This is a genomic window from Flavobacterium cutihirudinis, assembly GCF_003385895.1.
Classification (GTDB): domain Bacteria; phylum Bacteroidota; class Bacteroidia; order Flavobacteriales; family Flavobacteriaceae; genus Flavobacterium; species Flavobacterium cutihirudinis.
On record NZ_QRDQ01000009.1, the window covers coordinates 66204 to 92594 of the forward strand.

The 26391-nt window shown below is 34.9% G+C and carries 17 protein-coding genes; 1 reads left to right on the forward strand and 16 read right to left on the reverse strand.

The genetic code is table 11. The features are described from left to right. Nucleotides 1–73 precede the first annotated feature (73 nt). The 5 genes from BD847_RS11365 to BD847_RS11385 form a co-directional block, all read right to left on the reverse strand. Nucleotides 74–1483 (reverse strand): APC family permease, encoded by a 1410-nt coding sequence (locus tag BD847_RS11365; RefSeq protein ID WP_115888403.1) that lies wholly within the window; start codon nt 1481–1483, stop codon nt 74–76. Nucleotides 1484–1861: 378 nt separating this feature from the next. Continuing rightward, a complete protein-coding gene (locus tag BD847_RS11370; protein ID WP_115888404.1) occupies nt 1862–3097 on the reverse strand; it encodes an NAD(P)/FAD-dependent oxidoreductase in 1236 nt (411 codons plus the stop codon). A 77-nt stretch (nt 3098–3174) separates the two neighbouring features. Continuing rightward, nucleotides 3175–4185, reverse strand: coding sequence for a 4-hydroxyproline epimerase (locus BD847_RS11375; RefSeq protein ID WP_115888405.1), 1011 nt, complete (start codon nt 4183–4185; stop codon nt 3175–3177). Between the two features lie 3 nt (nt 4186–4188). Then, a complete protein-coding gene (locus BD847_RS11380) occupies nt 4189–5757 on the reverse strand; it encodes an aldehyde dehydrogenase (NADP(+)) (RefSeq protein WP_115888406.1) in 1569 nt (522 codons plus the stop codon). A 20-nt stretch (nt 5758–5777) separates the two neighbouring features. Next, the gene (locus BD847_RS11385) at nt 5778–6692 is read right to left on the reverse strand and encodes a dihydrodipicolinate synthase family protein (protein ID WP_115888407.1); all 915 of its coding nucleotides are present in this window, start codon (nt 6690–6692) and stop codon (nt 5778–5780) included. A gap of 147 nt (nt 6693–6839) precedes the next feature. On the opposite strand from BD847_RS11385, the gene BD847_RS11390 reads away from it, so the two are divergent. Further along, nucleotides 6840–7682 carry an AraC family transcriptional regulator gene (locus BD847_RS11390; protein ID WP_115888408.1) on the forward strand — a complete coding sequence of 281 codons (843 nt, stop codon included), beginning with the start codon at nt 6840–6842 and terminating at the stop codon, nt 7680–7682. A 114-nt stretch (nt 7683–7796) separates the two neighbouring features. On the opposite strand, the gene BD847_RS11395 is transcribed toward BD847_RS11390, so the two are convergent. From BD847_RS11395 to BD847_RS11445, 11 genes are all read right to left on the reverse strand, one after another. After that, nucleotides 7797–9281 (reverse strand): M61 family metallopeptidase, encoded by a 1485-nt coding sequence (locus tag BD847_RS11395; protein WP_167443853.1) that lies wholly within the window; start codon nt 9279–9281, stop codon nt 7797–7799. 207 nt (nt 9282–9488) lie between these two features. Further along, nucleotides 9489–11096, reverse strand: a complete 1608-nt coding sequence (locus BD847_RS11400; protein ID WP_115888410.1) for a RagB/SusD family nutrient uptake outer membrane protein — start codon at nt 11094–11096, stop codon at nt 9489–9491. A 12-nt stretch (nt 11097–11108) separates the two neighbouring features. Further along, nucleotides 11109–14099, reverse strand: a complete 2991-nt coding sequence (locus BD847_RS11405) for a SusC/RagA family TonB-linked outer membrane protein (protein ID WP_115888411.1) — start codon at nt 14097–14099, stop codon at nt 11109–11111. Between the two features lie 338 nt (nt 14100–14437). Then, nucleotides 14438–15241: an MBL fold metallo-hydrolase gene (locus BD847_RS11410; protein WP_115888412.1), complete on the reverse strand. Its 804-nt coding sequence runs from the start codon at nt 15239–15241 to the stop codon at nt 14438–14440. 70 nt (nt 15242–15311) lie between these two features. Beyond that, nucleotides 15312–15875 carry a Crp/Fnr family transcriptional regulator gene (locus BD847_RS11415; RefSeq protein WP_115888413.1) on the reverse strand — a complete coding sequence of 188 codons (564 nt, stop codon included), beginning with the start codon at nt 15873–15875 and terminating at the stop codon, nt 15312–15314. A gap of 20 nt (nt 15876–15895) precedes the next feature. Continuing rightward, complete coding sequence (locus BD847_RS11420) at nt 15896–16864, reverse strand: YheT family hydrolase (protein WP_115888414.1); 969 nt, start codon at nt 16862–16864, stop codon at nt 15896–15898. A 131-nt stretch (nt 16865–16995) separates the two neighbouring features. Then, entirely contained in the window at nt 16996–18288 is a 1293-nt protein-coding gene (locus BD847_RS11425; RefSeq protein ID WP_115888415.1) for a TlpA family protein disulfide reductase, read from the reverse strand. Nucleotides 18289–18318: 30 nt separating this feature from the next. Further along, nucleotides 18319–20088 carry a mechanosensitive ion channel family protein gene (locus tag BD847_RS11430; protein WP_115888416.1) on the reverse strand — a complete coding sequence of 590 codons (1770 nt, stop codon included), beginning with the start codon at nt 20086–20088 and terminating at the stop codon, nt 18319–18321. An 84-nt stretch (nt 20089–20172) separates the two neighbouring features. Further along, a complete protein-coding gene (locus tag BD847_RS11435) occupies nt 20173–20589 on the reverse strand; it encodes a Fur family transcriptional regulator (RefSeq protein ID WP_115889003.1) in 417 nt (138 codons plus the stop codon). An 86-nt stretch (nt 20590–20675) separates the two neighbouring features. Continuing rightward, complete coding sequence (locus tag BD847_RS11440) at nt 20676–21938, reverse strand: efflux RND transporter periplasmic adaptor subunit (protein WP_115888417.1); 1263 nt, start codon at nt 21936–21938, stop codon at nt 20676–20678. A 69-nt stretch (nt 21939–22007) separates the two neighbouring features. Further along, complete coding sequence (locus BD847_RS11445; protein ID WP_115888418.1) at nt 22008–26324, reverse strand: CusA/CzcA family heavy metal efflux RND transporter; 4317 nt, start codon at nt 26322–26324, stop codon at nt 22008–22010. Between the last annotated feature and the right edge of the window lie 67 nt (nt 26325–26391).

A 26391-nucleotide genomic window follows, 5' to 3' on the forward strand; every position in this document is an offset into this window, starting at 1 on the left:
ATATTGCAGGTGGACACATCTGTGTGGAGACGCTGTTTGTAGACGCAATGAATTGCGTCTCTACGTACAAATTTTAATCTTTTTCTTTTATTAAATAATAAACGGGAATTCCGACTAACATAATTAAAACGCCCCATCCGCAAGTTGAAAATTTCACAAATAATAAGGAAACACAAACTGCTGAAGCTATTAGAATATAAAGCAATGGCAAAAATGGGTATCCGATTGCTTTATACGGACGAACTAAATCCGGGATTTTTTTGCGAAGACGGATAATTCCGTAAATCGTAAGGATGTAAAATATGAGAACAATGATAATAACAAAATCAAGTAAGTCGCCATATTTACCCGTAAAACATAATACAGAAGCCCAAATACATTGTGCCCAAAGTGCCCAAGCCGGAACGCTTGCATTGTTAAGTTGTGCTGCTTTTTTAAAGAATAAACCATCGTTTGCCATTGTGTAATAAACTCGTGCACCAGCCATGATTAATCCGTTGTTACAAGCAAATGTCGAGATCATAATCATAAGCGCAATAATTAGTGTTCCGATATCTCCAAAAATATATTGCGAAGCCACTACCGCTACCCTGTCTGATTTTGCTCCGGCAATTTCGCTCAACGGAATTACAGCAACATACATCAAATTGGTCAGTACATAGATTATTGTTACGATAAGCGTTCCTAAAAACATGCTTAAACCAACATTGCGTTTTGGATTTTTAATTTCTCCGGCAATAAAAGTAACTCCAGTCCAGGAATCACTGGAGAATAAAGTTCCGACCATTGCTGCAGAAATACCTGTAATTAGCGCGGTAGTTCCTATTGGCATCCAGGAACCAGTTTCTTTATCAAAAGCATGCGGCGCCCAGGCATCGCTCCAATTGGCATTCCAAACAGACGCTTTGGCCGCTAAAGTGAATCCGAAAATAATTAATCCTGAAATAGACAGAATTTTTATAATGGTTAAAATCGTTTGTAAAATCTTGCTGTTTTTTACGCCTCGGGTATTTAAATAAGTGAGAAAAATGATTGTTATAATAGAAACAATCTGTGCTACATTGAGTTTAAAACTTCCTATTTCATATAGAATATTTTCATCGCTAACGGCAGGAATTAAATAAGCTGTAAATTTTGAAAATGCAACTCCAACCGCTGCAATAGTCCCGGTTTGGATAACGGCAAAAAAGCTCCAGCCATACAAAAAGGCAATCAGTTTATTATAAGCTTCTTTTAAATAAACATATTGTCCGCCCGCATTTGGAAACATGGCACTTAATTCTCCATAACTTACTGCCGCTATCATCGTTATAATTCCCGAAAGCAACCATATTAAAATAAGCCATCCCGTTGATCCCACTTGTCGGGCGATATCGGCACTTACAATGAATATTCCTGATCCTATCATCGAACCCACAACTAGCATAGTGCCGTCGAGAAGCCCGAGTTCTTTTTTAAATTCGTCTTGGTTTTGGTTTTCCATTCTTTGGTAGTTTTTTGTTTTTGTTTGGTAATGCATAAATCTAAATATGGTCAGTATTTAGAGATTTAATGAGTTGAATCAATATTCCATTTTTGTATTTTTTAATTACAAGCTTCGGAGAAGCGTAATATTTATAGCTAAATTTAAAACCGTTTAATACAGCTCCATCGGAGCGATATATTTAAATTTATAAGCGATAAGATAGATGTCGCTCCGATGGAGCTTTTGTCTGTAAATTCAATTTTTCTATAAATATTTCGCCTCAAAGAGGCTAAACAGATTATTAGAAAAATTAATTTGTGCAAATTCGAGTAATTTGTGGCAAGAAATTCAACAGAAAAAAATCAGCTTCATTATAATTTAAATGAAGCTGAATCTTTAGAGTTGAAACATTTCTGTTTTTACTGAAGTTGGTTTGCCGGAAATAATCTCTGCAACTATTTTTCCGGTTGCCGGAGCCAGACTTAATCCCATCATGGCGTGTCCTGTTACCAAAGTCAAATTTTTGAGTTTTTTGTCTCTTGTAATTATTGGCATTCCTGAAGGTGTACAAGGTCTAAAACCAAACCATGTATCTTCTTCTTTTGGCATATTTATCTTTAATTCCGGATAAAAATCATTAATCGAATTTACAATTCCCTGCAATCTGTTCTGATTGATTTTAGTGTCATTTGTATGCGTAATTTCCATTGTCCCGCCAAAACGAATATCGTTATTCATAGGCGTTACAGCTACTTTTCCTTCGCATAAAATACTCGGAATTGAAGGCTTGTGACTTTGATCTTTTAAAGTAAAACTATATCCTTTTCCTGGCAATATCGAAATATTGACATTCAGTTTCTTTGCAATGTGCGGACTCCATGATCCTGTTGCTAAAACTAATTCATCGGTTGTAAAAGTGCCTTTGTCTGTAATAATTTCCGAAACTGAATTATTCTTCAAAACAAAATCGGTTACAGTTGTATTAGCATGAATTTTTACATTCATTGTCGCCAATTCATCTTTTATAAACTGCATGAATTTCTGAGGGTAAATATGCGCATCACTTTTATAATGAACACCACCAATAACATCTGTTACTGTTCCTTTTTCTAAATTCGACACTTCTTGTTTAGAAAGAAAATCAACTTCTAAACCTAATTTTTCTGCCAATATTCCTTCATGCTCAATTTCTTCTCCTGTTTTGTCCGTTTTATAAAGCATCAAAAGACCTTTTTCTTCATAGAAAAATGAATTACTTTGTTTTGCGAAATCCTGATATAATTCTTTACTTAAAAGTGACAAATCACAAAGCGCCGGCATTGATTTTTCAACATGTTTTAAATTGGCATGTTTGTAAAACTGCAATCCCCATTTCATTAAATCTGCATTTAATCTGGGCTTTACATAAAACGGACTCTGGCTGTCAAACATCCATTTTATTCCTTGAGCGATCATGCCCGGTTGTGCCAACGGAATAATGTGTGAAGGAACAATCATTCCGGCATTTCCGTAAGAGCAGCCGTCGTTCATATCTGATTTATCAAAAACAACTACTTCATAACCTTCTTTAGCCAAATAATATGCTGAACTTAACCCTATTATACCTCCGCCAATTATACTTACTTTTTTCATTATTATTATAAATTTAAAAATTCATTGGCTAGAAAATTTCTTAAAAACCAATGAATTTCTGATATTTTATTTCATCTTTAAATTACCTGAAAACCAAACGCATACGGATCATCATCTTCATCAATAATGATGTTATTATAACCGTAAACTTTTGCCCAGCCCTGAATACTTGGTACAATTGCTTTTATATCGCCAATCGAAGTTTCTTCTTCCACTCTTCCAATAAACTTACTGCCAATAAAACTTTCATGAACAAAATCTTCACCTTTTTTCAGTTTTCCTTTGGCGTGAAGCTGCGCAATTCTTGCTGAAGTTCCTGTTCCGCATGGCGAACGATCTATCGCTTTGTCGCCATAAAACACAGCATTTCTTCCTGAAGAAGTAGGATCAAGAGGATCTCCTGTCCATAACATATGACTCACATCACGAATCGTATCATTTTCAGGATGAATAAACATATTTGGATATTTCTCATTAATACGTTTGCGAACTTCCTGACTGTACTGCACAATTTTTCCTGCTGTAAAATCCTGAATCCCTGAAAAGTTTTTTTGCGGGTCTACAATAGCATAATAATTTCCTCCATACGCCACATCAAAAACAATTTCTCCTAATTCCGGACAATCTATTGTTAAACCTTCGGCAGCCAGATATGATTTTACGTTGGTCAAACGAACCCAATCTACTTTTTTTCCGGTTTGCTGATATTCAATCTGAACTAGTCCGGCTGGTGCTTCCATTTTAATTTTTCCGGGAATTTTTGGTGTAACCAAACCTTCTTCGATCGCAATTGTAATTGTTCCGATAGTTCCGTGACCGCACATAGGCAGACAACCCGAAGTTTCGATAAACAAAATTCCAAAATCATTTTCAGGATTACTTGGCGGATACAAAATACTGCCGCTCATCATATCATGACCACGAGGTTCAAACATTAGCCCTTTGCGAATCCAGTCGTATTCTTTTAAAAAGTGCTGGCGTTTTTCGCTCATGTTGTTTCCAACCAGATTTGGGCCACCTCCGGCAACCACCCTTACAGGGTTTCCGCAAGTATGTGCATCAACGCAAAAAAATGTTTTTCTAGGCATATATTAAATAGGATTTTTGGTTATTATGTCGTTAACAGTTCTATTAATATTTAATGGATTTGAATCCTGCAGAGCACTTGGCAGCAACTGATCTGGCCAGTCCTGAAAAGTAACCGGACGCACCCATCTTTTTACCGCTATTAATCCTACAGATGTAAATTTAGCATCTGAACTTGCAGGAAAAGGTCCGCCATGCGTCATTCCGGAACAAACCTCAACTCCAGTCGGGACATTATTAAAAACTAATCTTCCCACTTTATTTTTAAGATTATCGATCACTTCCTTAAAATCTTCGAATTCTTTTAAGTCAGCATTTAAAACTGTTCCAGTCAATTGCCCTTCCAAATCCTGAATAATTTTATTCAGTTGTTCAATATCATCACATTTGACTACAACAGAAAAAGGTCCGAAAACTTCTTTATGAAATGTTTTATTTTTTAAGAAAGTATTGCCGTCCACCGAAATTACATTTTGCAATGCATAATTTGGCTTCACTTCTTTATCTAAATTGGTTAGCTGTGTATAATCCTGTTGCTCAAGAACTTCAGATTTGAGTTTCTCGTATTGACTTTTAATTGCAGGATGCAGCATACAGGTTGGCTCTAATTTATCTATCTCTAAAGCTAAAATAGAAATAAAATTTTCTAATTCTTTACTGTCTACACCTAAAATAAGTCCAGGATTGGTACAAAACTGACCTGTACCAGCCGTGATAGATCCGGCATAATTTTTAGCCCATTTTTCGCCTTCATTCTGTAAAGCCGATGGTAAAATCAATACAGGATTTATGCTTCCCATTTCTGCATAAACCGGAATTGGAATTTCTCTATTGGCTGCAATTTTGCAAAGTGCCGTTCCTCCTTTAATGCTTCCTGTAAAACCAACGCCTTTTATTGACGGATGTTCTACCAAAGTTTTCCCAACTTCAATTCCGCCGCTGTTTAAGTTCGAGAAAACACCATTTGGCATTCCGGTTCTTTTTGCTGCTTTTATAATAGCTGAAGCAACCAATTCGCCAGTTCCCGCATGAAGCGGATGCGATTTTACAACTACAGGACAACCCGAAGCCAATGCGCTCGCTGTATCTCCGCCTGCGGTAGAAAAAGCCAGCGGAAAATTACTAGCTCCAAATACTGCTACTGGCCCAATTGGAATCTGTATTCTTCGAATATCTGGTTTGCCTTCTGTTTTATTGATAATCGCTTCAACCCAAGAACCTTCACGCAACATTGTAGCAAATGCTCTTAATTGACCGGTAGTTCTGCCGCGTTCTCCATTTGCTCTTCCGGCCGGAAGTCCCGATTCGTTAACGTAAGTTGTTAATAAATCTTCACCCAGAGATTCAATTTCTTCAGCAATAGCTTCTAGAAATTCTGCTTTCTTTATATCTGAAATTGTTCCGTAGGTTTTAAAAGCTTCTTCTGCTAAAAGTACAGCTTCAGAAATTTCATCTTCTGTTGCTTCATAAAAAACAGTTTCGTTCTCCAGATTCAGTTCCGGGTTTATAGTCTTAAATGTTGTTTTACCTTTTGCAGAAAGGGATTCACCAATATAATTTTTTCCTGTAGTCATCACTTTCTTCTAAAATTTAATTATATAGCTTTATAATCCGGCAATGCGGGTCTGTTTTTCATTGCGAAATCAATGATTGATAAAACACGTTCTCTTTCTGATCCTTGCAAAGGCAATCTTGGCGCTCTTACATTTTCTGTACCAAGTCCCGTTGCAACTTCAGCTAACTTGATGTTTTGTACCAATTGCGGAGAAATATCCAACTCTAATAATGGCATAAACCATCTGTAAATTACTAAAGCTTCTTCAATTCGTCCTGCTTTTACCAATTTATAAATAGCTACCGTCTCTTCCGGATAAGCAACTACTAAACCTGCAACCCATCCGTCGGCTCCAGCCACTATACTTTCGAGAGCCAAAGTATCAACGCCACAAAGCACTTTTAATCGGTTTCCAAAACGATTTCTAATTCTTGTTACGTTGCTAATATCTCTAGTAGATTCTTTAACTGCCTGAATATTATCAAGTTTCAATAATTCTTCAAACATATCTAGTGTTACTTCAATTTTATAATCTACTGGATTATTGTAAATCATAATTGGCAATGAAGTACTTTTTGCAATTTCTTTAAAATAAACAACTGTTTCGTAATCTGTTGCTTTGTATCGCATTGGAGGCAAAAGCATCAAACCATTTGCACCTAACTCTTCTGCACGTTTTGCAAATACAATTGCTTCGCTTGTTGTTTGCTCAGCAATATTTACAATAACCGGAATTTTTCCTTCTACTAATTTTAAAGAAGTAGTAATTAAAGTCTCTTTTTCTTCTTTAGTCAAAGTGCTGGCTTCTCCAAGTGTTCCGCCTAAAATAATTCCATTAACCCCGGCAGCAATTTGTGCTTTAATATTCTTTTCGAACATTACGAGGTCCAGTTGACCTTCTTCTGTAAACTTTGTTGTTACAGCTGGCATTACACCATCCCAATTTATTTTCATATCTTAATATCTTAATTTTTATCAAAAATAAAACTTAAACAAAAGGCTGTCTTGGTCATTATTAACCTATATCAGGACTATATTACCACATCTGTTGCATAATCTGATTTTTTTGTTAATATTTACATATCCAAAAAAAACTATCCGTTGAAAATCTTACCATTTAAAATACCAAAAACCGAAAGAGAAGCACTTATCTATCAGGAAGACATTGAGCAGGTATTTTATGATCAATTGCACCAACATGAAGAAATTCAGATAAGTTATATTTTAAAAGGTGCCGGAACACTAATTGTCGGGGATTCGATAAATGATTATAAAGAGGATGATATTCTGGTAATTGGCGAAAATGTACCACATGTTTTTCGAAGTAATATTGAGGCAAGTCCGGAATCTGTTATGTTGACTTTGTTTTTTACTAAAACTTCTTTTGGGAAAGATTTTTTTAGTCTGAATGATATGAGCAGCGTTGAAGATTTTTTTAAGGAATCTGAATATGGAATGAAAATTTTATCCAATCAGAAGAAAATTATTCATCATTTTAATAAGCTCAAAAAACAGAATAAAATACAAAGGATTGCTTCGTTTTTAAAAATTATAAACATTATAATTTCTTCTGAAAAAACGCCACTTTCTTCTTTTGTCTACAAGAAAAAATATACTGATGATGAGGGAAGAAGAATGAGCGCCGTTTTTGAATATGCTATTGAATTTTACCACCAAAATATTACACTCGATGAAGTTGCCGAAAAGGCCAATATGAGTAAAAATGCTTTTTGCCGATATTTTAAAAAACGTACCAATAAAACATTTTTTCAGTTTTTGATTGAAATCAGAATTGAGAATGCCTGTAAATTATTGCATCATAAAAAAGATCTTTCGATTGCTTCTATTTCTGAGCTTTGCGGATTTCAAGATATTGCGAATTTCAACAGGAAGTTTAAGGAGTTGAAAGGGATTTCGCCTTCGCATTATCGTGCGCAGTTTTGATTTTTTTTTCTCTCGCAGATTTGGCAGATTGAGCAGATTTTATTTTTAATTATTTAGCCTATATAATCTGTATAATCTGCCAAATCTGCGAGAGAAAAACAATTCACTACTATTTTACAATTTAAAAATAGATTTTCTGATTTCTAATTGTAACCCCGAAGCTTCAGGCAATTCTTTGATTTCAAAACTTCGTTCGATTACATTCTCTTTTTTAACATCGGTATTTATTGGACTTAAATCTACTTGTAAGCCGGCGTATTTTATATACTTTTGATAATCAATTTCGTTTACTGTTTCTACGTACGATTTTATTTCTGCTAAAGATTTTCCAGACATTTGTTCAGCGGTTTGCCAAAATTCGGCTTCAGTAAAACCTCTTTGTTTTTTTTCATAATATTCATTGTACAAATAGCGCATTACATCGTCTAATGATTTTTGATTTTTTGTGTTATTTCTGATTTCTAAATCCAATAAAAAACCAATTATTGGCCCTTTATTGTAATACGATATTGTGGTTTGCTGTGCATTGCTTTCACGGTTAAAAAAATTCAGCCAAATATCAAAACTAGATCGGGACAAAGACATGTGTTTACTGCCTTCGATATTTTCATATCTTTTTATGGATTCGGTAATATACTTTAGAGCTGCTTTTCCGTCAAGCAAACCAGCTTTCATCATAATGATATATTCGTAGTAAACCGTAAAACCTTCAGAAACCCATAACATTGAAGTGTAATTTTCTTTATTGTAATCGAAAGGCCCTAACTCAATTGGACGAATTGCTTTTACATTGTAAAGATGAAAATATTCGTGTGTTACAAAATTTAGAAAGTCTGTATAATCTTCATTTGATTTAAAATCGAAAGATCCTGTTGTAAAAATGGCTTGAGAATTCCAGTGTTCCAAGCCGCCTCCGCCCGCTTCCATCATGATATAACTGTAGTAATCATATGGCACTTTTTTCATAAGCGAAGTTGTGGCAGTCATTATCTTTTTTAGATCTGAAGTAAATTTCTCTTCATTTAATCCTTGTGGCGTAGCTATTCCTAAAGAATAAGATTTTCCTTCGTGCTCAAAATGGATTATTTTTTGGTTTCCCAAATAAATCGGACTGTCATAAAAAATATCAATATTTTTTGCTGTAAAAGTCAATTTGTTTTCAGGAACAGCTTGTAATCCTGTCGAAATTTTATCCCACTTTTTAGATGGATTTATGCTGAGTGTTACTGGATTTTCAAGCGCATTTTCAACGTGCATAAAAATAGTGTTTGGCATTAAGAAAGCTTTTTCAGCATCGACATAAGATTCTGCAACTGATTTTTTATTGGCAAAAACTTTATACTTCACTTTGATTTTTGAAGATTTACCGTTTTCAACAACCCAATTGTTTTTCGTTTTCTTTTTCCATTTTATTGCATTTCCATTTGCATCTAAAGCTTCAAAATCGACAATATATCTAGGTGTATCTAAAATTAGATAATAACCCGGCGTCCAGACAGGCAAAATTAAACTTGTCTCAGCCGATTTCAGGTTTTCAAAATCCAAAACCACTTCAAGATAATGAGATTCGGGATTTGCAAAAGCAACCGAATAGTTCATTTTTATTTTCTTGCTATCACTCTTGCTTGTTGTCTGACTATAAATTGCTGTTTGAAAAAAAACAACACAAATACAAAACTTGATTATTTTTATTTTTGATCTCATACTTTGGTATTTTTAAAATGAAAAGCCATTCCTAAAAGAAGGAACAGCTTTTCACACACTTATAATTACAAGTAACCAACTTGTAAATTTTCAACCATTTTATTATAAATATCCTGGATTTTGTTTTAAATTTTTATTGGTATTTAACTCCTCTAACCCAATTGGGAAAAGAGTTGTATAATCTCCTTTTGGAACATGATTGTACCAATTTTTCTTCTGATAAACTCCAAAACGAATCATATCAGTTCTTCTTCTTGCTTCAGCTGCAAATTCCCATCCTAGTTCGTCAAGGAATCTACCGTACTGAACTGTTGATTGATCTCCAAGTTGATCGATAGTTCCGTCTTCTGCCAATGTACCATATTTAAACCCTGAGTTTTGTTGAAGTTCTGCTCCTGTAACAACAGCATCGGCAGGATTATCAAAAGATCTTGTTCTTACTTCAGTTACTAATTGAGCAGCTGCGTCGCTTTGACCTGTTCTTAATAGACATTCGGCTTTCATCATTAAAACATCAGTATATCTCAAGAAAGGTAAATCATTATTAAGACTTCCTGTAGCACCTGTCTGTATCTGGTATTTTCCACATCTGAAACCTTGTGTTGCATCACATGAATAGATACTTGGCATTTCTTTAGTCAAGACAAATTCAACATTACCATTTTCAGCGTTATATTGATTTCCCATAAGCCATGTATCTTTCAAACGGTTATCTTTTGGATTATACGTATCAATAAATTGCGGATTACAGCTTGAACCTCCCCATGGTTGTGTTTCCATTCCGAATACTTTTCTATGACCAGGTAATAACATCTTCATATGCGCACTAAAACCACCAGCGTATTTCTGGTCATAAGGTATTGCAAAAACCATTTCAGGGTTAGTTTCGTTTGTTGCACTAAAAATTGCTTTGTATGAATCTGATTTTCTAAACAAACCACTTTGAATGATTTTATCACATGCTTCAATACATTTTTGCCATTGTGCAGTTCCTGAATAAACCTCTGCATTTAAGTACACTCTTGCCAATACATGATAAGCTGACCATTGCGTCATACGCCCGTAAGTACTCTTATCTACTTTTGATGGCAATTGAGGAATTACTTCATTTAATTCAGATACTATAAAATTATATACTTCCACTCTTGTATTTTGCACCGGTAATTGATCACTATAATTAGGAATTATAGGCACATTTCCATGTGTATCAACCAAAATTGAATAATACAATGCTCTTACCGCTCTCATTTCTGCAAGAATAGCTACTTTTTGTTCTTCACTAATAGGGAAATTTCCTGATTCCATTTGAAGCATAACTCTGTTTGCAGCATTGATTCCGTTAAAACATGTTATCCATGTATTTCTTGGTTGCCAGTCTGTTTTTGTCCATTCATGAAAATGCATTCTTTTGTAAGTTCCTCCATCGTCCCATCCATTTGGTCTTGTTGGTGTAACAAACATATCGCCCGGTTCTTCCTGAACATCGAATAATCCTTGCCAATCCATAACATATCTCAAAGGTGTATATGCCGAAGCCATGATTGCCACGATATCTGATTGTGAAGCGACAAAATTTGATTCGGTTACTTCTGAAAATACTTCTTCATTTAAGTCTGTACAACCAGACAATGAAAGGCCAGCTATAATAATTAAGCCGAAGTATAAAATCTTCTTTTTAAGGAAAGATAATTGATTAAATAAATTTTTCATGTCTCTTATTTTTTAAAGTGTGATGTTAAGCCCTAATGAAAATGATCTAGTTGAAGGATATTTATCTCTGTCATCATTCCCCGGATCTAATCCTTGTCTGTTTACTTCAGGGTCAATTCCTTTATATTTTGTGAAAGTAGCCACATTGTTACCAGCAGCATAAATTCTTAAAGCCTGAATAAATTTTAAACTTGTTTTAGGAAGTGTAAAACCTATCGTAATATTATCGATTTTTAAGAAATCCCCATCTTCAACGTAATAGCTAACATAACGCTGAACATCATTTAAAACAGCTTTACCATAAACTTTATCATATGCAGAGTCTAAAGTATTGTATGCAATTGTTGGGTTTTCATAAAACATTCTTGAAAAGTTCAAAATCTGATAATCCATTGCGCCTCTTAAATTCACATTCATATCCCAATTTTTGTAACGCACAGTATTGTTTATACTGTAGTAAGAAGTTGGCAAACCGTTTCCTAAAATCTGACGATCTTCGGTTGTTGCTTCTGTAGCCGGAATTCTAGTTCCGTCAGGTTTTTCAATGATCCATATACCATCATCAGTAATATCTACACTTTTTAGACCGTAAAAGTTACCAATTGGCTGTCCTTCCTGAACACGGTGTGTTGAAATTTGGATTGGCTCTCCAGTGTATCCTGTATCAAAAAAGTCATTAGTAAGCTGAAACTTATCATTAGATAATGATACAATTCTGTTTTTATTAGTAGAAAACGTCAGGTTTGCAGTCCATGAAAAGTTCTCCGTTTTTACAGGTATAACATTTAATAAAATTTCTAAACCTGAATTTGTAATTTCGGCAGCATTTGCAGCAATTGTTCCATAAAAATAAGGTGGTGTCGGAACACTATAATCCATAAGAGCATCCTTTGTTCTTCTGCTATAATAATCAATAGCACCACTAATACGGTCATCCAAAAATCCAAAATCTAAACCAAAGTTAAGCTCTTCTTTTTTCTCCCATTTTAAATCTGGGTTTGCGTTTCTTGTTGGAACCAATTCTCTAATCCATTTTCCGTCATTTAAGAAATAGTTACCATAAGTTAACCCACTTAATGACTGATAATTCTGTCCTGCATTAATTCCAGTAACACCAAAACCAGCTCTTAATTTTAAATTGTTAACCCATTTTACATCGCTTAAAAATTCTTCATTATTAACACGCCATCCTGCAGAAACTCCCGGGAAATTTCCCCATTTGTTATCTTCTCCAAATCTAGAAGATCCCTCATGTCTGATACTAGCCATAAATAAATACTTATTGTCATAGCTATACGTCATACGTCCAAAGAATGCGATAAGCGTATTAGAGTTTTTATAACTTCCCATTCCTGCTTCTCCAAGTTGAAGCCCCTGACCAGAACCTATATTATTGTATGTGAAAGCATCAGTAGGAAAACGTCTGTTTGTTGCAAAAAATCCTTCCGTTACGTTATCTTCATAGTTGTAACCTCCAAGTGCTGTGAAATTATGTTTCCCAAAAGATTGTTTGTAGTCTAATGTAAACTCACCATAATTTCCGCGGTAATCTTCTGCACTTCTTGAAGCAAATCCATCCTGCCCGTATTTTACTGTTGAAACGTGGTTTTTTGTTTGGTAAAACCCTCTCATGATTGAATTACCTTTTCTGGTATAAACTCCTTTTAATTTAAAATACTTATTAAAATCATAGCTCATGCTAAAATCAAAACGAGTATTTCTAGCTCTGTTTTCTCCCATTGTTTCTTCAATGTAACCTACTGGGTTATCATAGAAATAAACATCTCTTTCATACCATTTTCCGTTTGCATCTTTTACAGGTTCAGTAGGATTTCGTATAAGCGCTTGTCTGTATATATAAGGGTTGAAGCTGGTTCCGTCACCTAAAGCGTTATAAATCTGCTCGCTCGCTATAAATCCAATATTCGTTTTTAATCTTTTATCAAACATTGAATGACCTACATCTACTCTTCCAGTCAATCTTGTATTGTCTGATTTTTCGAATATTCCTTCAGCTCCTTTATAATTTACTGAAGCACTAATATTTGTATCATCATTTCCGCCTCTGAATAATAAATTATGCGTTTGACTAAGGGCTGTACGCGTAATTTCATCAAGCCAATCTGTATTTGCTCCAAAGTCCTCATTATTAGCTCCGATAAATTTATATCCTTCTGCCATTTTTTCTCTCAACTGACCAGCATCCAGGAAATTCATCTTTCTGCTTATTGTAGAAACTGTAGAATATCCATTGTATTCAATTGTTGGTTTAGAATTGTAACTTCCGCTTTTTGTCGTAATAATAATAACTCCATTTGTTCCTCTTGTACCGTAAATTGCCGTTGCAGATCCGTCTTTAAGAACATCAATAGAAGCAATATCCTCAGGAGCAACTGTATTTAAGTTACCCGGAACTCCATCTACTAAAACTAAAGGATCACTACCGCCCGAAATAGACGAGAATCCTCTCAATTGAATCTGAGAACTTGCTGTTGGATCTCCAGAAGGTGCAGATACGCTAAGTCCGGCAACTTTACCTTGAATTAACTGCGCCGCATCTCGTACATTTCCCTGAACAAAGTCTTCAGATTTTACAGAAGCAATGGCACTAGTAACATCTCCTTTCTTTTGCGAACCGTATCCGATTAAGACTACTTCTGTTAATTCATTTACATCAGCTTCTAGAACTACTTTAAGCTTCTTACCATCAGATTTTACTTCTTTACTTTTTAATCCTACATAAGAAAAAACTAATATGGCGTTATTTCCTTTAGTATTAATTTCAAATTTACCATCGAAATCACTTGTAACTGCGTTGGTTGTATTTTTCTCCAAAACTGATACCCCTGGAAGTGGAAGGTTATCTTTGTCTGTAATTGTACCGCTGATCTTTTGCTGCGAAAAAGAACTAAAAGCAACAAACAGAAATAAAATTGTAAAGAACATCTTGTCTCTATAACAGGACGTTGCAGTACTTTTAAAAACTTGCATGACTGGTTTCATAATTTAACAATTTGGTTAGTGTATTTTTAACACTTGTAAAATTATGTTAAACTAGAGTTAACAAAAATGACTATATTACCATATGCTAATACTATATTACCCTTTTTTTAAGCGAATACTAACATATTAGGAAATTGCTGTATAATTTGACAATTAACAGTATCAAAAAATACAGCATCTGTAATTTTAAACTTAATTATAGAAGTTTTATACAAAGATTTCTAAAGGAAAAATTGAAAAAAAGCCTTTTACAGCAAGAGAGAATTAGTTTTCTATAAAATAAGAAGGATTATTTTTATAGTTGTTGATTAAAACAAGACAGTTTCCTTAAAAAAGATTTATTCGTAATCTAATTCCACCTCCAAACCACTTTCTAGCCATAAAAATTTATCATTTATTTCTGATTTGTGAATTTCATTTTTTAATGATGCTACCGATTCCTTAAAATGCCACCAGCCTTTATAATGAATTGGAATAACGGTATCCGCTTTTAAAAGTTTTGAAAGCTTAATCGCTTCTTCTCCATTCATGGTAACTCTCAAATTCTTTTTTAAATAAGGAAATGCCCCCGCTCCCAAATGCAGAATTGCTGTACCAACATTTTTCTTCTTTTCCAACTCATAAAGATCATCAAAGAAAACGGTATCTCCTGAAATATAAATACAGCCTCCAACCTGTCCTTCCCATTCTATTGTAAAACCAATAACTTGTCCCATAATTTTGTCCAGCCTTTTTATATTTGTATGTTGCGCCGGAATTGCAGTTATTTTGAGCTGTTTTACTTTATCAGTAGAAATGTTGTACTCTTGCCATTTTTCGAGACCAATTGTATTTGGATTCTTCAAACGCTTTTCAGCATCTTTTGTAGACAATACTAATGGAACTGTTTTAATGAAAGCTCTTCCTTTTTTATCCAGATTATCACTGTGATGATCATGGCTTAATAATACCAAATCTACATCTCCTATTTCCTTTACGGAAAAAGCAGGATCGATATACTTTTTAGAAAAAGCTAATGGACTACTTACATACTGAGGAAAAAAGCGATCTTTCTTATCTAAAGTCGGATCGGTTAGAATTTTAAAACCATTAATATTGATTAAAACACAAGCTGTGTCAATGTGGGTAATAGTAACTTTCATTTTGTATCAAATTTTATTTTTATAATGACACAAAATTGTTTTTAATAAATGAGTTCACAATTGACTTTCGTCAAGAAATTCTTTTTCGGATTCGGCTTAAAGTTTCCGGCACAACGCCAATGTAAGAAGCAAGATATTTGAGTGGAATTTTTTCAATATATCTCGGCTGATCCTTTAAAAGCTGCTCGTATCTTTCTTGTGGTGTTTTAGTCAACAAATCCAGTTCTCTTTTTACTTTTCTGTCAAGCAAAAATTCGGTAGCAGTTCTGCCAATTTTTTTTGCAGTCTCACATTTCTCATATAAACTTTGCAAACTTTCATACGAAATCGAATACAACTCGCAATTGGTTAATGCTTCAATATAGGTTTCTGTTTTTGTTCTTCTGTAAAAAGAATCATAAGCGCAGTAAAATGAATTTGTAAAGGCAAAATCAAACGTAATTTCTTTATCATTGGGAGTTACATAATAACGAACTATTCCGGAATGAATAAAAGATAAATAATTCTCGGACTGACCATTTGCCAAAATCAAGTCGCCTGCTGCGAAATCTCTTTTTTTAACATGGCTTAAAAATTCAGATAAATCATTTTCAGAAAAGCCAAATTTCGCAAAATATGCTATTAATGAGGTCATTAATTTTATAGTTCTATTTATTAATCCTTTAAGTTATAAGATTGAAAAAACTCAAAAGCTCTTTTCTCTGCATAGGAATAGGTTGAATTACGCAACGGAAAAGCACAATGACCTCCATATTTTGGAGTTTCCAGATACACAAAACTACTGTCTTTTGCTATAGCTCTTGGATAACATCTTTCACCCAAAAAAGGATCGTCAAGTGAATTGACAATTAAAACCGGAGTAGTAATATTTTTAAGAGAAAACTCTGGAGAAACACGATGGTAATAATCGTCACGGCTGGCAAAACCGTGTAAAGGTGCTGTAAAATATTGGTCTACTTCATCAAAAGAAGTAATTTTATCAATCTGATCGCGATTTATAAAATCGGGAAACTGTGCCGCTTTGTACTTAAGTTTTCTTTTAATGTCTATTGTAAAATTCTTTAAATAAACGCGGTTAAAACCTTGTTTGAGTACTTCAGCACTTGTTGCAATATGAGTTGGTACTGAAATCGAAACTGCAGCTTTTATTCGTTTATCAATTTTTGTCCAACCTAAATAATTTAGAAGCTGAACACCACCCATTGAATATCCTATCAAATAAACATCTTCAAATCCTTTTCGCAAAACAAACTGAACAACCTCATCCAGATCATCAACAGCACCATGATGATATAGTCTTGGAAGACGGTTCATTTCTCCTCCGCAGGTACGATTGTTCCATGCAAAAACTGAAAAGCCTTTTTTTAGAAAATAAGCTGCACAGCTATTATTGTATGTTCTTCGGGAATCACCTTCTAAACCGTGGCAAAGAATAACTGCCTTTTTAGAATCGTTTAGGGCAAAATCAATATTTATAAAATCGCCATCATTGAGTTCAAGCTTTTCTCTTGTATAATCAGGCACATCGAACTTCTTAATTAAAGCAGCATAAATAGTAGAAACATGTCTGTTGCGATAAATAACCGAAGGAAAATTATATTTTGATTGTTCAATTATTGGCATGATAAAAAGTTTTTTGGCGCTTATACAAATCTAAGAAATCAATCAATATGTAATCCTAAACTGTCTTTTTTTATTTTGCTAAAACAACCGAAATTAGAAACAGACAATTTTAAGGCACTTTTTTTAGTGAATCACAAATAACTTTCAATCAACTTTTCAATTTCAACACTTGAAGGTCTTGGCGCATCAATATTAATAATAGCACCATCCTTGCCAAATAGCACGTAACGCGGAATAGTAGCTAATTTAATTTTATCTAATAATTGATCTTTATCCGATTTTACAAGTAAAAAACTATTGTCTTTGTGGAGCATTGTTCCATATTCGCTCATTGCTTTTTTCCATGCAGTACTACTTTTGTCAATTGATATAAAAACAAAAGCTACGTTAGGATATTTTTCCATTAGTTTTTTCTGACTGGGAAATTCTTCGCGGCACGGCATGCACCATGAAGCCCAGAAATCGATTAAAATAAGTTGGTTTTTATAATTCTTAACTATATTTTGCAAAACAATTGGGGTTGTTTTGGGCTGTAAATCCTGATTAATGATCTCTAGATATTCCTGGTTTTTACAGTTTTTTCTAAACAATTCGATAATCTCATTGCTCACTTTATTCTTTGTTCTGGGCGTATTTATTGCATAGTAAATATTGTAGTACAATAAATAATCAATGATTTTTTGATTTGTAAAATGATTTGCAACAAATTGCATTCTCGTAGACAAATCAAGTGGAGAGTTTGCCTTTTTTAATGATTGATCTACGTAGTAATATAGTAATTGTCTGTAACTTTCGACATCAAGTAATTTATCAACGTCATCAAAGCTGTTTTTTATAGATAAAAAAACGGCTTCATCTTTTGGACTTTTTTCTAATTCATTATACTTTATCAAAGACCAGTACATTGAACTGCAATAATCATAAAACTCCTTTGAAATTTTATCTTCTTTAAAATAAGTTTCAAGCAATTCTTTCTCTTTGATATATTCTCTATCGAATTCTTTTTCTTTATTAACTGATTTTCTAATTAGTTTAAGTTCATTATAATCTGAAATATTTTCAGTTTTCCCATATTTCGTAAAAGATTCATTTAAAAAGTCCGATTCAGATTTACGGTAACGGTTTGTTTTGCAGGAATAGTTTATCAAGCCTTTTTCATTTACAACAAAATCTATAGTTTCATCTGGCGAAGCAAAAATCATAGTGCTTCGATTCATATCATCACAGAAAATTGTTGCAGTATTATCTGTTTTAAAAACGTTATTGCTTTTGCTGAGAACTGTTCGGTTCATTAAATTTTCTCTTGAAAAAGAGGAAAAATTAATATGCTCGTCATTGCTGCCAACATATTTTACCAAAATTTGCTGAGAAAAAGCAGTTGTTGAAATTATTAAAAGTAAAAGTGCGTTTTTTAATCTGTTCATACTTAATTTACCATTTTTACAGTTTGTTGTTTACTCTTCTTCCGGTTTAAAACTTCCGTCATCCGGATATTTGATAGTGTCTTTTAATTCTTCAACACGTTTTGGATCAAACTTCGGTAGTTGTAATTCGTTGTTATCTTTCCATTTTTTAACCGTTTCAGAAATCTCAGCCGATTTTTCGCTTGACGGAAGAATATCCCGCGTCATATAAAGTGTTTGCGAAGGATACGCTAATGATGTTCCGCTATTTTCTATAATATCCATCATTCGTAGTAGTAAATCTTCCTGAACCTCTTGTGATGTATCAAAATTTATTGCTTCTATATAAGCCGTAATTTCAACTTTTAAAGCATCGGCAGTAATGCCTGTAAAACGTACAATAGGTGGCGTATTCAGTACCGCGGGATGTGCAAACAATAAGGATTTGAGTTCTACCAGCAAGTAACGCATCTGATCAGGAGTGGTTTCCATCCTAAAAGTAAATATCGGATTAAAAATGAATCGGTCACGGTGCGCGTAATTTTCGATTTTGCTGGCCGATAACTGTCCGTTTGGAATAGTTACAATGGTACGGGCAGCAGTACGAAGCGTGGTAGAACGCATTCCGATTGTTTCTACAGTTCCTTTGATATCATCTACACGACAATAATCACCAACTCTTAAAGGCTGATCGGCAATAAGACTCACACTTCCAACAAAGTTTTCTATTGTTTTTTGTGCTCCCAAAGCCAACGCGATACCTCCAATACCCAATGCAGCAAGTCCGGCAGTAACATCTACTCCAACAATTCCCAGGATAGCAATTACACCTATAAAAACGATAGCAACCTTAGTAGTTCTGCTTAAAAATAATATAGCCGATACAGCAGAAACACGACCGTTTTTTATCATTTTGCTTCGTACAAACATGGTTACAAAATCGGTCATTCTCCAAAGCAGAATCAAAAATGCTAAAATTCCGATGGTTATTATAATGATACTAAAACGCTGGCGCACCACAATAGAAATCCCCATTCGTTGTGTTAATCCAACAAATAGAAGTACAGTAAGATACATTTGAACGGGTAAAACCAACGCCTCTACAACGGCAGCACCGTTTTCACTATCTGCTTTTTTCCATAGTTTTTGAACAATATAAACCAGCAAAAAGAGTAATAATCGTGCTAGTAAATACGATATTACCGTCATTATGACTACTACTGCCCAATGACCAATTGGAACATTTCCTAATTTTTTTTCTATTAAAACAGGAGGAAGTACACGATCTAAAAAGGTTTTTTCTCCAGTAACATCTGCTGAAGCAATGGCTTCAACGGTTTCAGCAGAAAAAAGCCATAACGCAGGCTGACTGTCATCTGACTGATTTTCTACATAAAGTTGAATCGCTGTTTTACTGGTTGATATACTTCCGACCAAATCAACGCCTGTGGCGAGATCATCATCGGTGCGACCGATTTCTTTGCTACTTATGATAGAAGACGGTGAGAAATTACCGCCCTGATCCAGCAATTGCTGAAAAGCTTTTACAATTCTTATTCTTTCAGCAGTTTTGCGATACGAACGTTTGCTCAACACAAAATACTGACTGGCACGCAAATAATTTTGGTCGCTTATTGCCTTGATAAATCCGTTAACGGTTCCTTGCGGAGTTCTTCTTCCAAGGGAATCTTCCGGTGTTTTTTCAGGTTCTTCTGTTGTAGTTTTAGCCGAACCTAATAGTTGAGCTTCTGCAGTGTGAGGCTTTATTAATAAAACTATTAGCAGCAATAAATAAAACAAACGCTTAGCACCTAAAATCATAATTTATTTATTTTAATGATTTAAAATACTAAAAATAAGAAATCTAGATCAAAAAAGAAACCCTTTAAAAAAGATAGTTTTTCTTTATTCCGAATTTAAGCACTTTTCACATATCCCTTTCGCCAATATTTGAATTTCATCAATCTGTAATTGCGATTCCATATTTTCCGGCAAAATGACTTCGTCCCGACAGGTTGTTTCTTTACATTTTTTACAATAAAAATGCAGGTGACGGTCTTTATGATTGTCTTCACTACATACATCACCGCAGAGCTTATATTTTGCGACATTTTCGTCTAGTATTTTATGAACAAGGCCACGTTCTAGAAATGTTTGAATTGTTCTGTAAATAGTCACTTTATCAGCCTTATGAAAATACTTCTCTATTTCTAAAAGTGATAGCGCCACTGTTGCAACTTCCATATACTCATAAATTAAAATACGCATGGTAGTCAAACGAATGTTTTTGGTCGCAAATACTTCTTCAGTTGATTTTTTCATATCCATTTTTCTTTATAAAACAGCATCAGAAAATGAAATCTTAAAAAGACATTTTTTTCTGATGCTGTTTTAAAATCTCTTTACAGTTAATGTTCGTGTTCTCCTGAATTGCTTAGTTTGGCATTTACAAAAAAGGTTCCTTTTATCACAATTTTAGTTCCTTGCGGTATTTCTTTAACTGGCGTTATAGCAGTGTAACCCAATTCAGAAACCCCTTTTGAAACCTCTATTTTTTCAAAATTCATACTGCTAGCTGCAACCTTTTTTCCCTCAGTTTCAGAATGATTCTCGCCAGTTTCATGTTCGTGTTTTTCCTCCGCTTTTTTATCGGTTTGAGCGAAAATATAATACTTTCCTTCCGCCTCGGCAATTGCATCATTTGGTACAGCTGCTGTTAAAGCATTGCCAATAGCAATCATTGCTGTAATGTTCATTCCATCAATCAAACCGGTTTTATTTCCGGTCACAGTGCAATGAACTGCAACAGTTTTGCTTTCATTCTCAAAAGAAGAACCAATATTAAAAACCTTCGCTGTATAAGACGTTGTTGGATTGTTCGTTAAAGTAAAATTCACTAGTTGCCCGATTTTTACCATCGGAAGATCTTTCTCAAAAATCTGAAGATCCAAATGAATAAGACTGTTATCTACAATTTCTACGACTGGAGATGAGACATCAACATAACTTCCAATTTTAGCAAATTCACTGCTTACTGTACCACTTACCGGACTTGTAACTGTCAATGCCGATTTTAAAGAAGAAGTTTTTATTCCTGCCGGATTAATTCCCATCATCTGAATTTGCTTTTGTAAAGATGCCTTGCGCGCGCGGAGCGAATTTACCTCGGCCGTTGCACTTTGCAGATTTTTTAAAGCCCCGGCGTTTCCTTCCTGAAGTTCGCGCTGACGATTTAATTCCTGATCGGCCAATATAATTTTGCTCCCAATAGTCAGATATTCCTCCTGAAGTTGTACAAATTGCGGATTCTCGATTGTGGCAATAACCTGTCCCTTTTGAACATGATCACCTAGCTGAACTTTAAGCGATTTAATTACTCCGCCATACAATGAGGTTGCATTGGCTTTGTTGTTATTAGGCACTCTTAAAGCTCCATTTGCTTTAATCGAAGCTGTAAGGTTTTTATTTTCAATAGTACCAAGTGTTATTCCCACAGATTTCATTTGATCCTGTGTCAGCGTTGCAATTGTAGCTTCATCTTCATGCTCTTCTTTTGTTGCATCCGCTTGTTCGGTTTCGACAACACCTTCATTCTCTTTATTTTTTTGTCCACAACTAATCAATGAGAAAACAGCGACTACAGCAATTAGTATTTTAGTTTTGACTTTCATATATGCTTTTATTTTTAAAATTATCAAATGAAATCCACCTATTTTCTTTAGACAGAAATCCTGATATTGTTATTTATTGTTAAAGTAATTAAACTGAACAGCAGATTGATTGTACTGATTTAGAACATCGAGATAGTTCTGGCGAATTCCAACCGCCTGACTAAGAAACTGTCCCAATTCGGCAAAACTGATTTCTCCTGATTTATAACTTAATGTTGCAGCTTTTATAATTTCTTCTGCTTGTTTTAATCCGGTTGTTTCATAATAATTAAGCAGTGAAAGGTTCTTTTCAATCTCAGCAATAGCTGAAGCTTTTTGAGTCTGTAATTGTTGCGTCTGATAAACCAGATTTTTTTCCTCCACTTCTTTCTCCGCGGAAGCTGCTTTTACCTTATTACGCGCATAACCTGCGCCAAATAAAGGGAAAGAAGCTGTGGCAGAAAAACCTGTATAAGGGTCATTTGCGCCCCATAATCGCTGACTGAAAACCCTTCCCGAAAATTCCGGCATATTACTATTTCTTTGGACAGAAACATTAGATTCGGCTATTTTCACATTTTGTTCCTGAAGTACTAAAAGCGGATGAATGCCATTATTTTCAGTTAAAACTACATCTGCCTTTCCTAACGGCGATTCTACAGGAAGCAGCCATTCGTTCTGATTTAAAAGCATCATCAACTGCTGTTGCTGAACGGTCATTTCCTTTTTATTCTGATCTGAAAAAGCTTTCAGTTCCTGAAGTCTTGCATCGGCAGCAATTCTATCAATTGCTGCTACATCGCCTGCTTTTAAACGAACCTCAGCGGTTTTGAAAAGCAAGGTGTAAATACTATCCAAACGTTTGTACAACAACTGTTTGTCCTGCAAATACCAAAGTTTATAATACGCCGTGCGGACATCTCTTTTGATTGTTGCATTTAAAACGCCAGTATTTAACTCCGCATATTTTAGCTGCTCATTAAAATAATCTTTTCTCGCTGCATAAAGACCTGGCCACGCAACAGCTTGTGAAATACCTATTTTTAATATTCCTGTATTATCCGATGGTCGAAGATCTTCGTTTTCTGCAAATATTCCTGTTTTTGGTATATCAACAGCCGTTTTCACATTCAGTCCGGCAGATCGTATTTCAGCTTCATTAACTCCTAACTGCTGATTGTTCTTTAAGGCAGTTTCTACCGCTTTATCCATTGAAATTCTTTGCTGCGCATTTGCAGATCCTAAACCCGCCAAACAAATCAGTAAGACAACTGTTGAGTTTCTCATTTTAAATTTTCCTTTAAAATTGAATTTTGAATTAAAAATAATATAGAGCAAAGGCAGTACAAATAAGGTAAGAAATGTAGCCGTTAGCAATCCGCCGATTACAACAGTTGCTAAAGGTTTCTGAACTTCTGCTCCCGCGCTGCTGCTGATTGCCATTGGTAAAAATCCTAATGAAGCCACTGTCGCTGTCATCAATACAGGGCGTAATCTGGTAATTGTTCCTTCTTTTACTCTTTCAAAAATATCTTTTATGCCTTCTTTTTCAAGTTGGTTGAAAGTTCCGATCAAGACAATACCATTCAATACCGCAACTCCAAACAAAGCAATAAATCCGATTCCGGCGCTGATACTAAACGGCATTCCACGAAGCATTAAAGCAAAAATACCTCCAATAGCACTCATCGGAATGGCAGTAAAAATCAAAATGGCCTGTTTGAAAGAACGGAATGTCATATACAACAATGCGAAAATCAAAAGAAGCGAAACCGGAACCGCGATCATTAAGCGTGCACTGGCTTCCTGAAGATTCTCAAACTGACCTCCATATGTAAAATAATATCCTGACGGCAATTTTACTTTTTCTGATAATTTCTTTTGAATATCCTCCACAACACTTTGAACATCACGATCTGCGACATTAAAACCTACCACAATTCTACGTTTTCCTGCTTCTCTGCTTATCTGCGCCGGTCCCAATTTATAATTGATGCTGGCAACCTGTGAAAGCGGAATTTGATTTCCTGTATTTGTCGGAATCATTAGATTACTTACATCGTCAATTCCACTTCTGTGAATACTGTCCAGACGAACAACAAGATCAAAACGTCTTTCATTTTCATAAACCTGTCCGGTACTTTTTCCTGCAAAGGCAGTACTTACAACATCATTTACATCCTGAATCGTCAGTCCATAATTAGCAATTCGGGTTCTGTCGTATTCGATATTGATTTGTGGCAAGCCGCTTACGCGTTCAATTTGTGGAGAAGTAGCACCTTCGACACTCTGAATAACTTTACTGACTTCTTTCGCATAAACAGCAAGCGTATCAATATTTTCGCCAAAAATCTTTACCGCAACATCCTGTCGAATACCTGTCATCAGTTCGTTGAATCGCATTTGAATGGGTTGATTTTTTTCGAAGAAAACACCCGGAATAAGTTCCAGTTTTTCTGAAATCGCATCTGCCAGTTCGTTATAATCTCTGCCTGATTTCCATTCCTTTTGCGGTTTCAGGACAACCATTAAATCTGTTGCTTCCGGAGGCATTGGATCTGTAGGAACTTCTGCAGCCCCGGTTTTTCCAACCACCATTTTTACCTCATCAAATTGTTTAATAATTCGAGAGGCCTGCATCGAAGTTTCGATACTTTGATTTAAAGAACTTCCTTGCGGAAGAATACAGTGAAATGCATAATCTCCTTCCTGAAGTTGCGGAATAAATTCACCTCCCATTCTGCTAAAACAGAAAACAGCAATCACAAATAAAAAACTTGTAAAACCAACAACAGCGTATTTAATATTTATAACTTTTTGAAGTAATGGCTGATAAATATTCTGCAGTTTCTGCATCATTTTATCACTGAAATTTTCTTTATGATTGGGTTTCTTGGACAAGAATAAAGCACACATCATCGGAATATAAGTCAGTGATAATATTAAAGCTCCAAAAATGGCAAACCCAACAGTCTGCGCCATTGGACGGAACATTTTTCCTTCAACACCAACTAGAGTAAGAATCGGAATATAAACAATCAAAATTATTATTTCTCCAAATGCCGCACTAGTTCGAATTTTAGAAGCCGACTGAAAAACTTCTTCATCCATTTCTTCCTGAGTGAGATTCCGCATTACTTTCCTCATGCCCAAATGATGTAATGTTGCTTCTACAACTATTACTGCACCATCGACAATAAGTCCAAAATCGATAGCTCCAAGAGACATTAAATTGGCACTTACACCAAAAACATTCATCATTCCCAAAGCAAAAAGCATTGCTAATGGAATAGCAGAAGCAACAATTAATCCCGCTCTCAGATTTCCTAAAAATACTACCAGTACGAAAATCACAATCAAAGCGCCTTCTACAAGGTTTTTTTCAACCGTACTGATTGCTCTTCCAACCAAATCGGTACGGTCCAGAAAAGGTTCAATAGTAACATCATCAGGTAATGATTTCTGGATCGTTGGTAATTTTTCTTTGATGCGTTTTACGACTTCATTACTGTTCTCACCTTTTAACATTAAAACTACGCCACCAACGGCATCTACTTCTCCATTGTAAGTCAAGGCTCCGTATCGTACCGCTTTACCAAATCTGACTTCTGCTACATCGCTAACATAGATTGGTGCCGCTCCGGTATTTTTTACCACAATTTTCTTTACATCATCCAATGATGTAACAAGTCCAATTCCTCTGATAAAATAGGCATTCGGTTTTTTATCAATATAAGCTCCACCAGTGTTTTGATTGTTTTTCTGAAGTGCCGTAAAAATATCCGGAATACTCACTCCCATTGCTTTCAATCTGTCCGGATTAACAGCAACTTCATATTGTTTTAATTCACCTCCAAAACTATTTACCTCAGCAATTCCGGGAGTTCCATACAATTGTCTGGCAACAATCCAGTCCTGCATTGTACGAAGATCTTTTGCATTGTATTTGTTTTTACTTCCTTTTTTAGGATGAATAATATACTGATACACTTCTCCAAGTCCAGTTGTTACAGGAGCCATTTTTGGTGTTCCGGCACCTTGCGGAATTTGGTCCTGAGCTTCTTTTAGTCTTTCATTGATAAGTTGTCTGGCAAAATAGATATCGGTTCCTTCATCAAAAACGACTGTTATAACGGAAAGACCAAATCTGGAAATACTTCTGATTTCCTGAATTTTTGGAACGTTTGCTATACTTTGTTCAATAGGAAAAGTTACAAGCTGCTCTACTTCCTGACCGGCAAGTGTCGGACAACTTGTAAATATCTGAACCTGATTATTAGTGATGTCAGGTACGGCATCAATGGGTAATTTAGTGGCGCTCCATACGCCCCAAATTATTAAAAGCAAAGTCATTATACCAATAACGATTTTGTTTTTTATACTGAATTTAATTATATTATCTAACACAATGTGATTTATTTTACGCTTAGAAAATAGTCTGTTTCACCAAAAGATTGGTGTGAAATCAGATTGT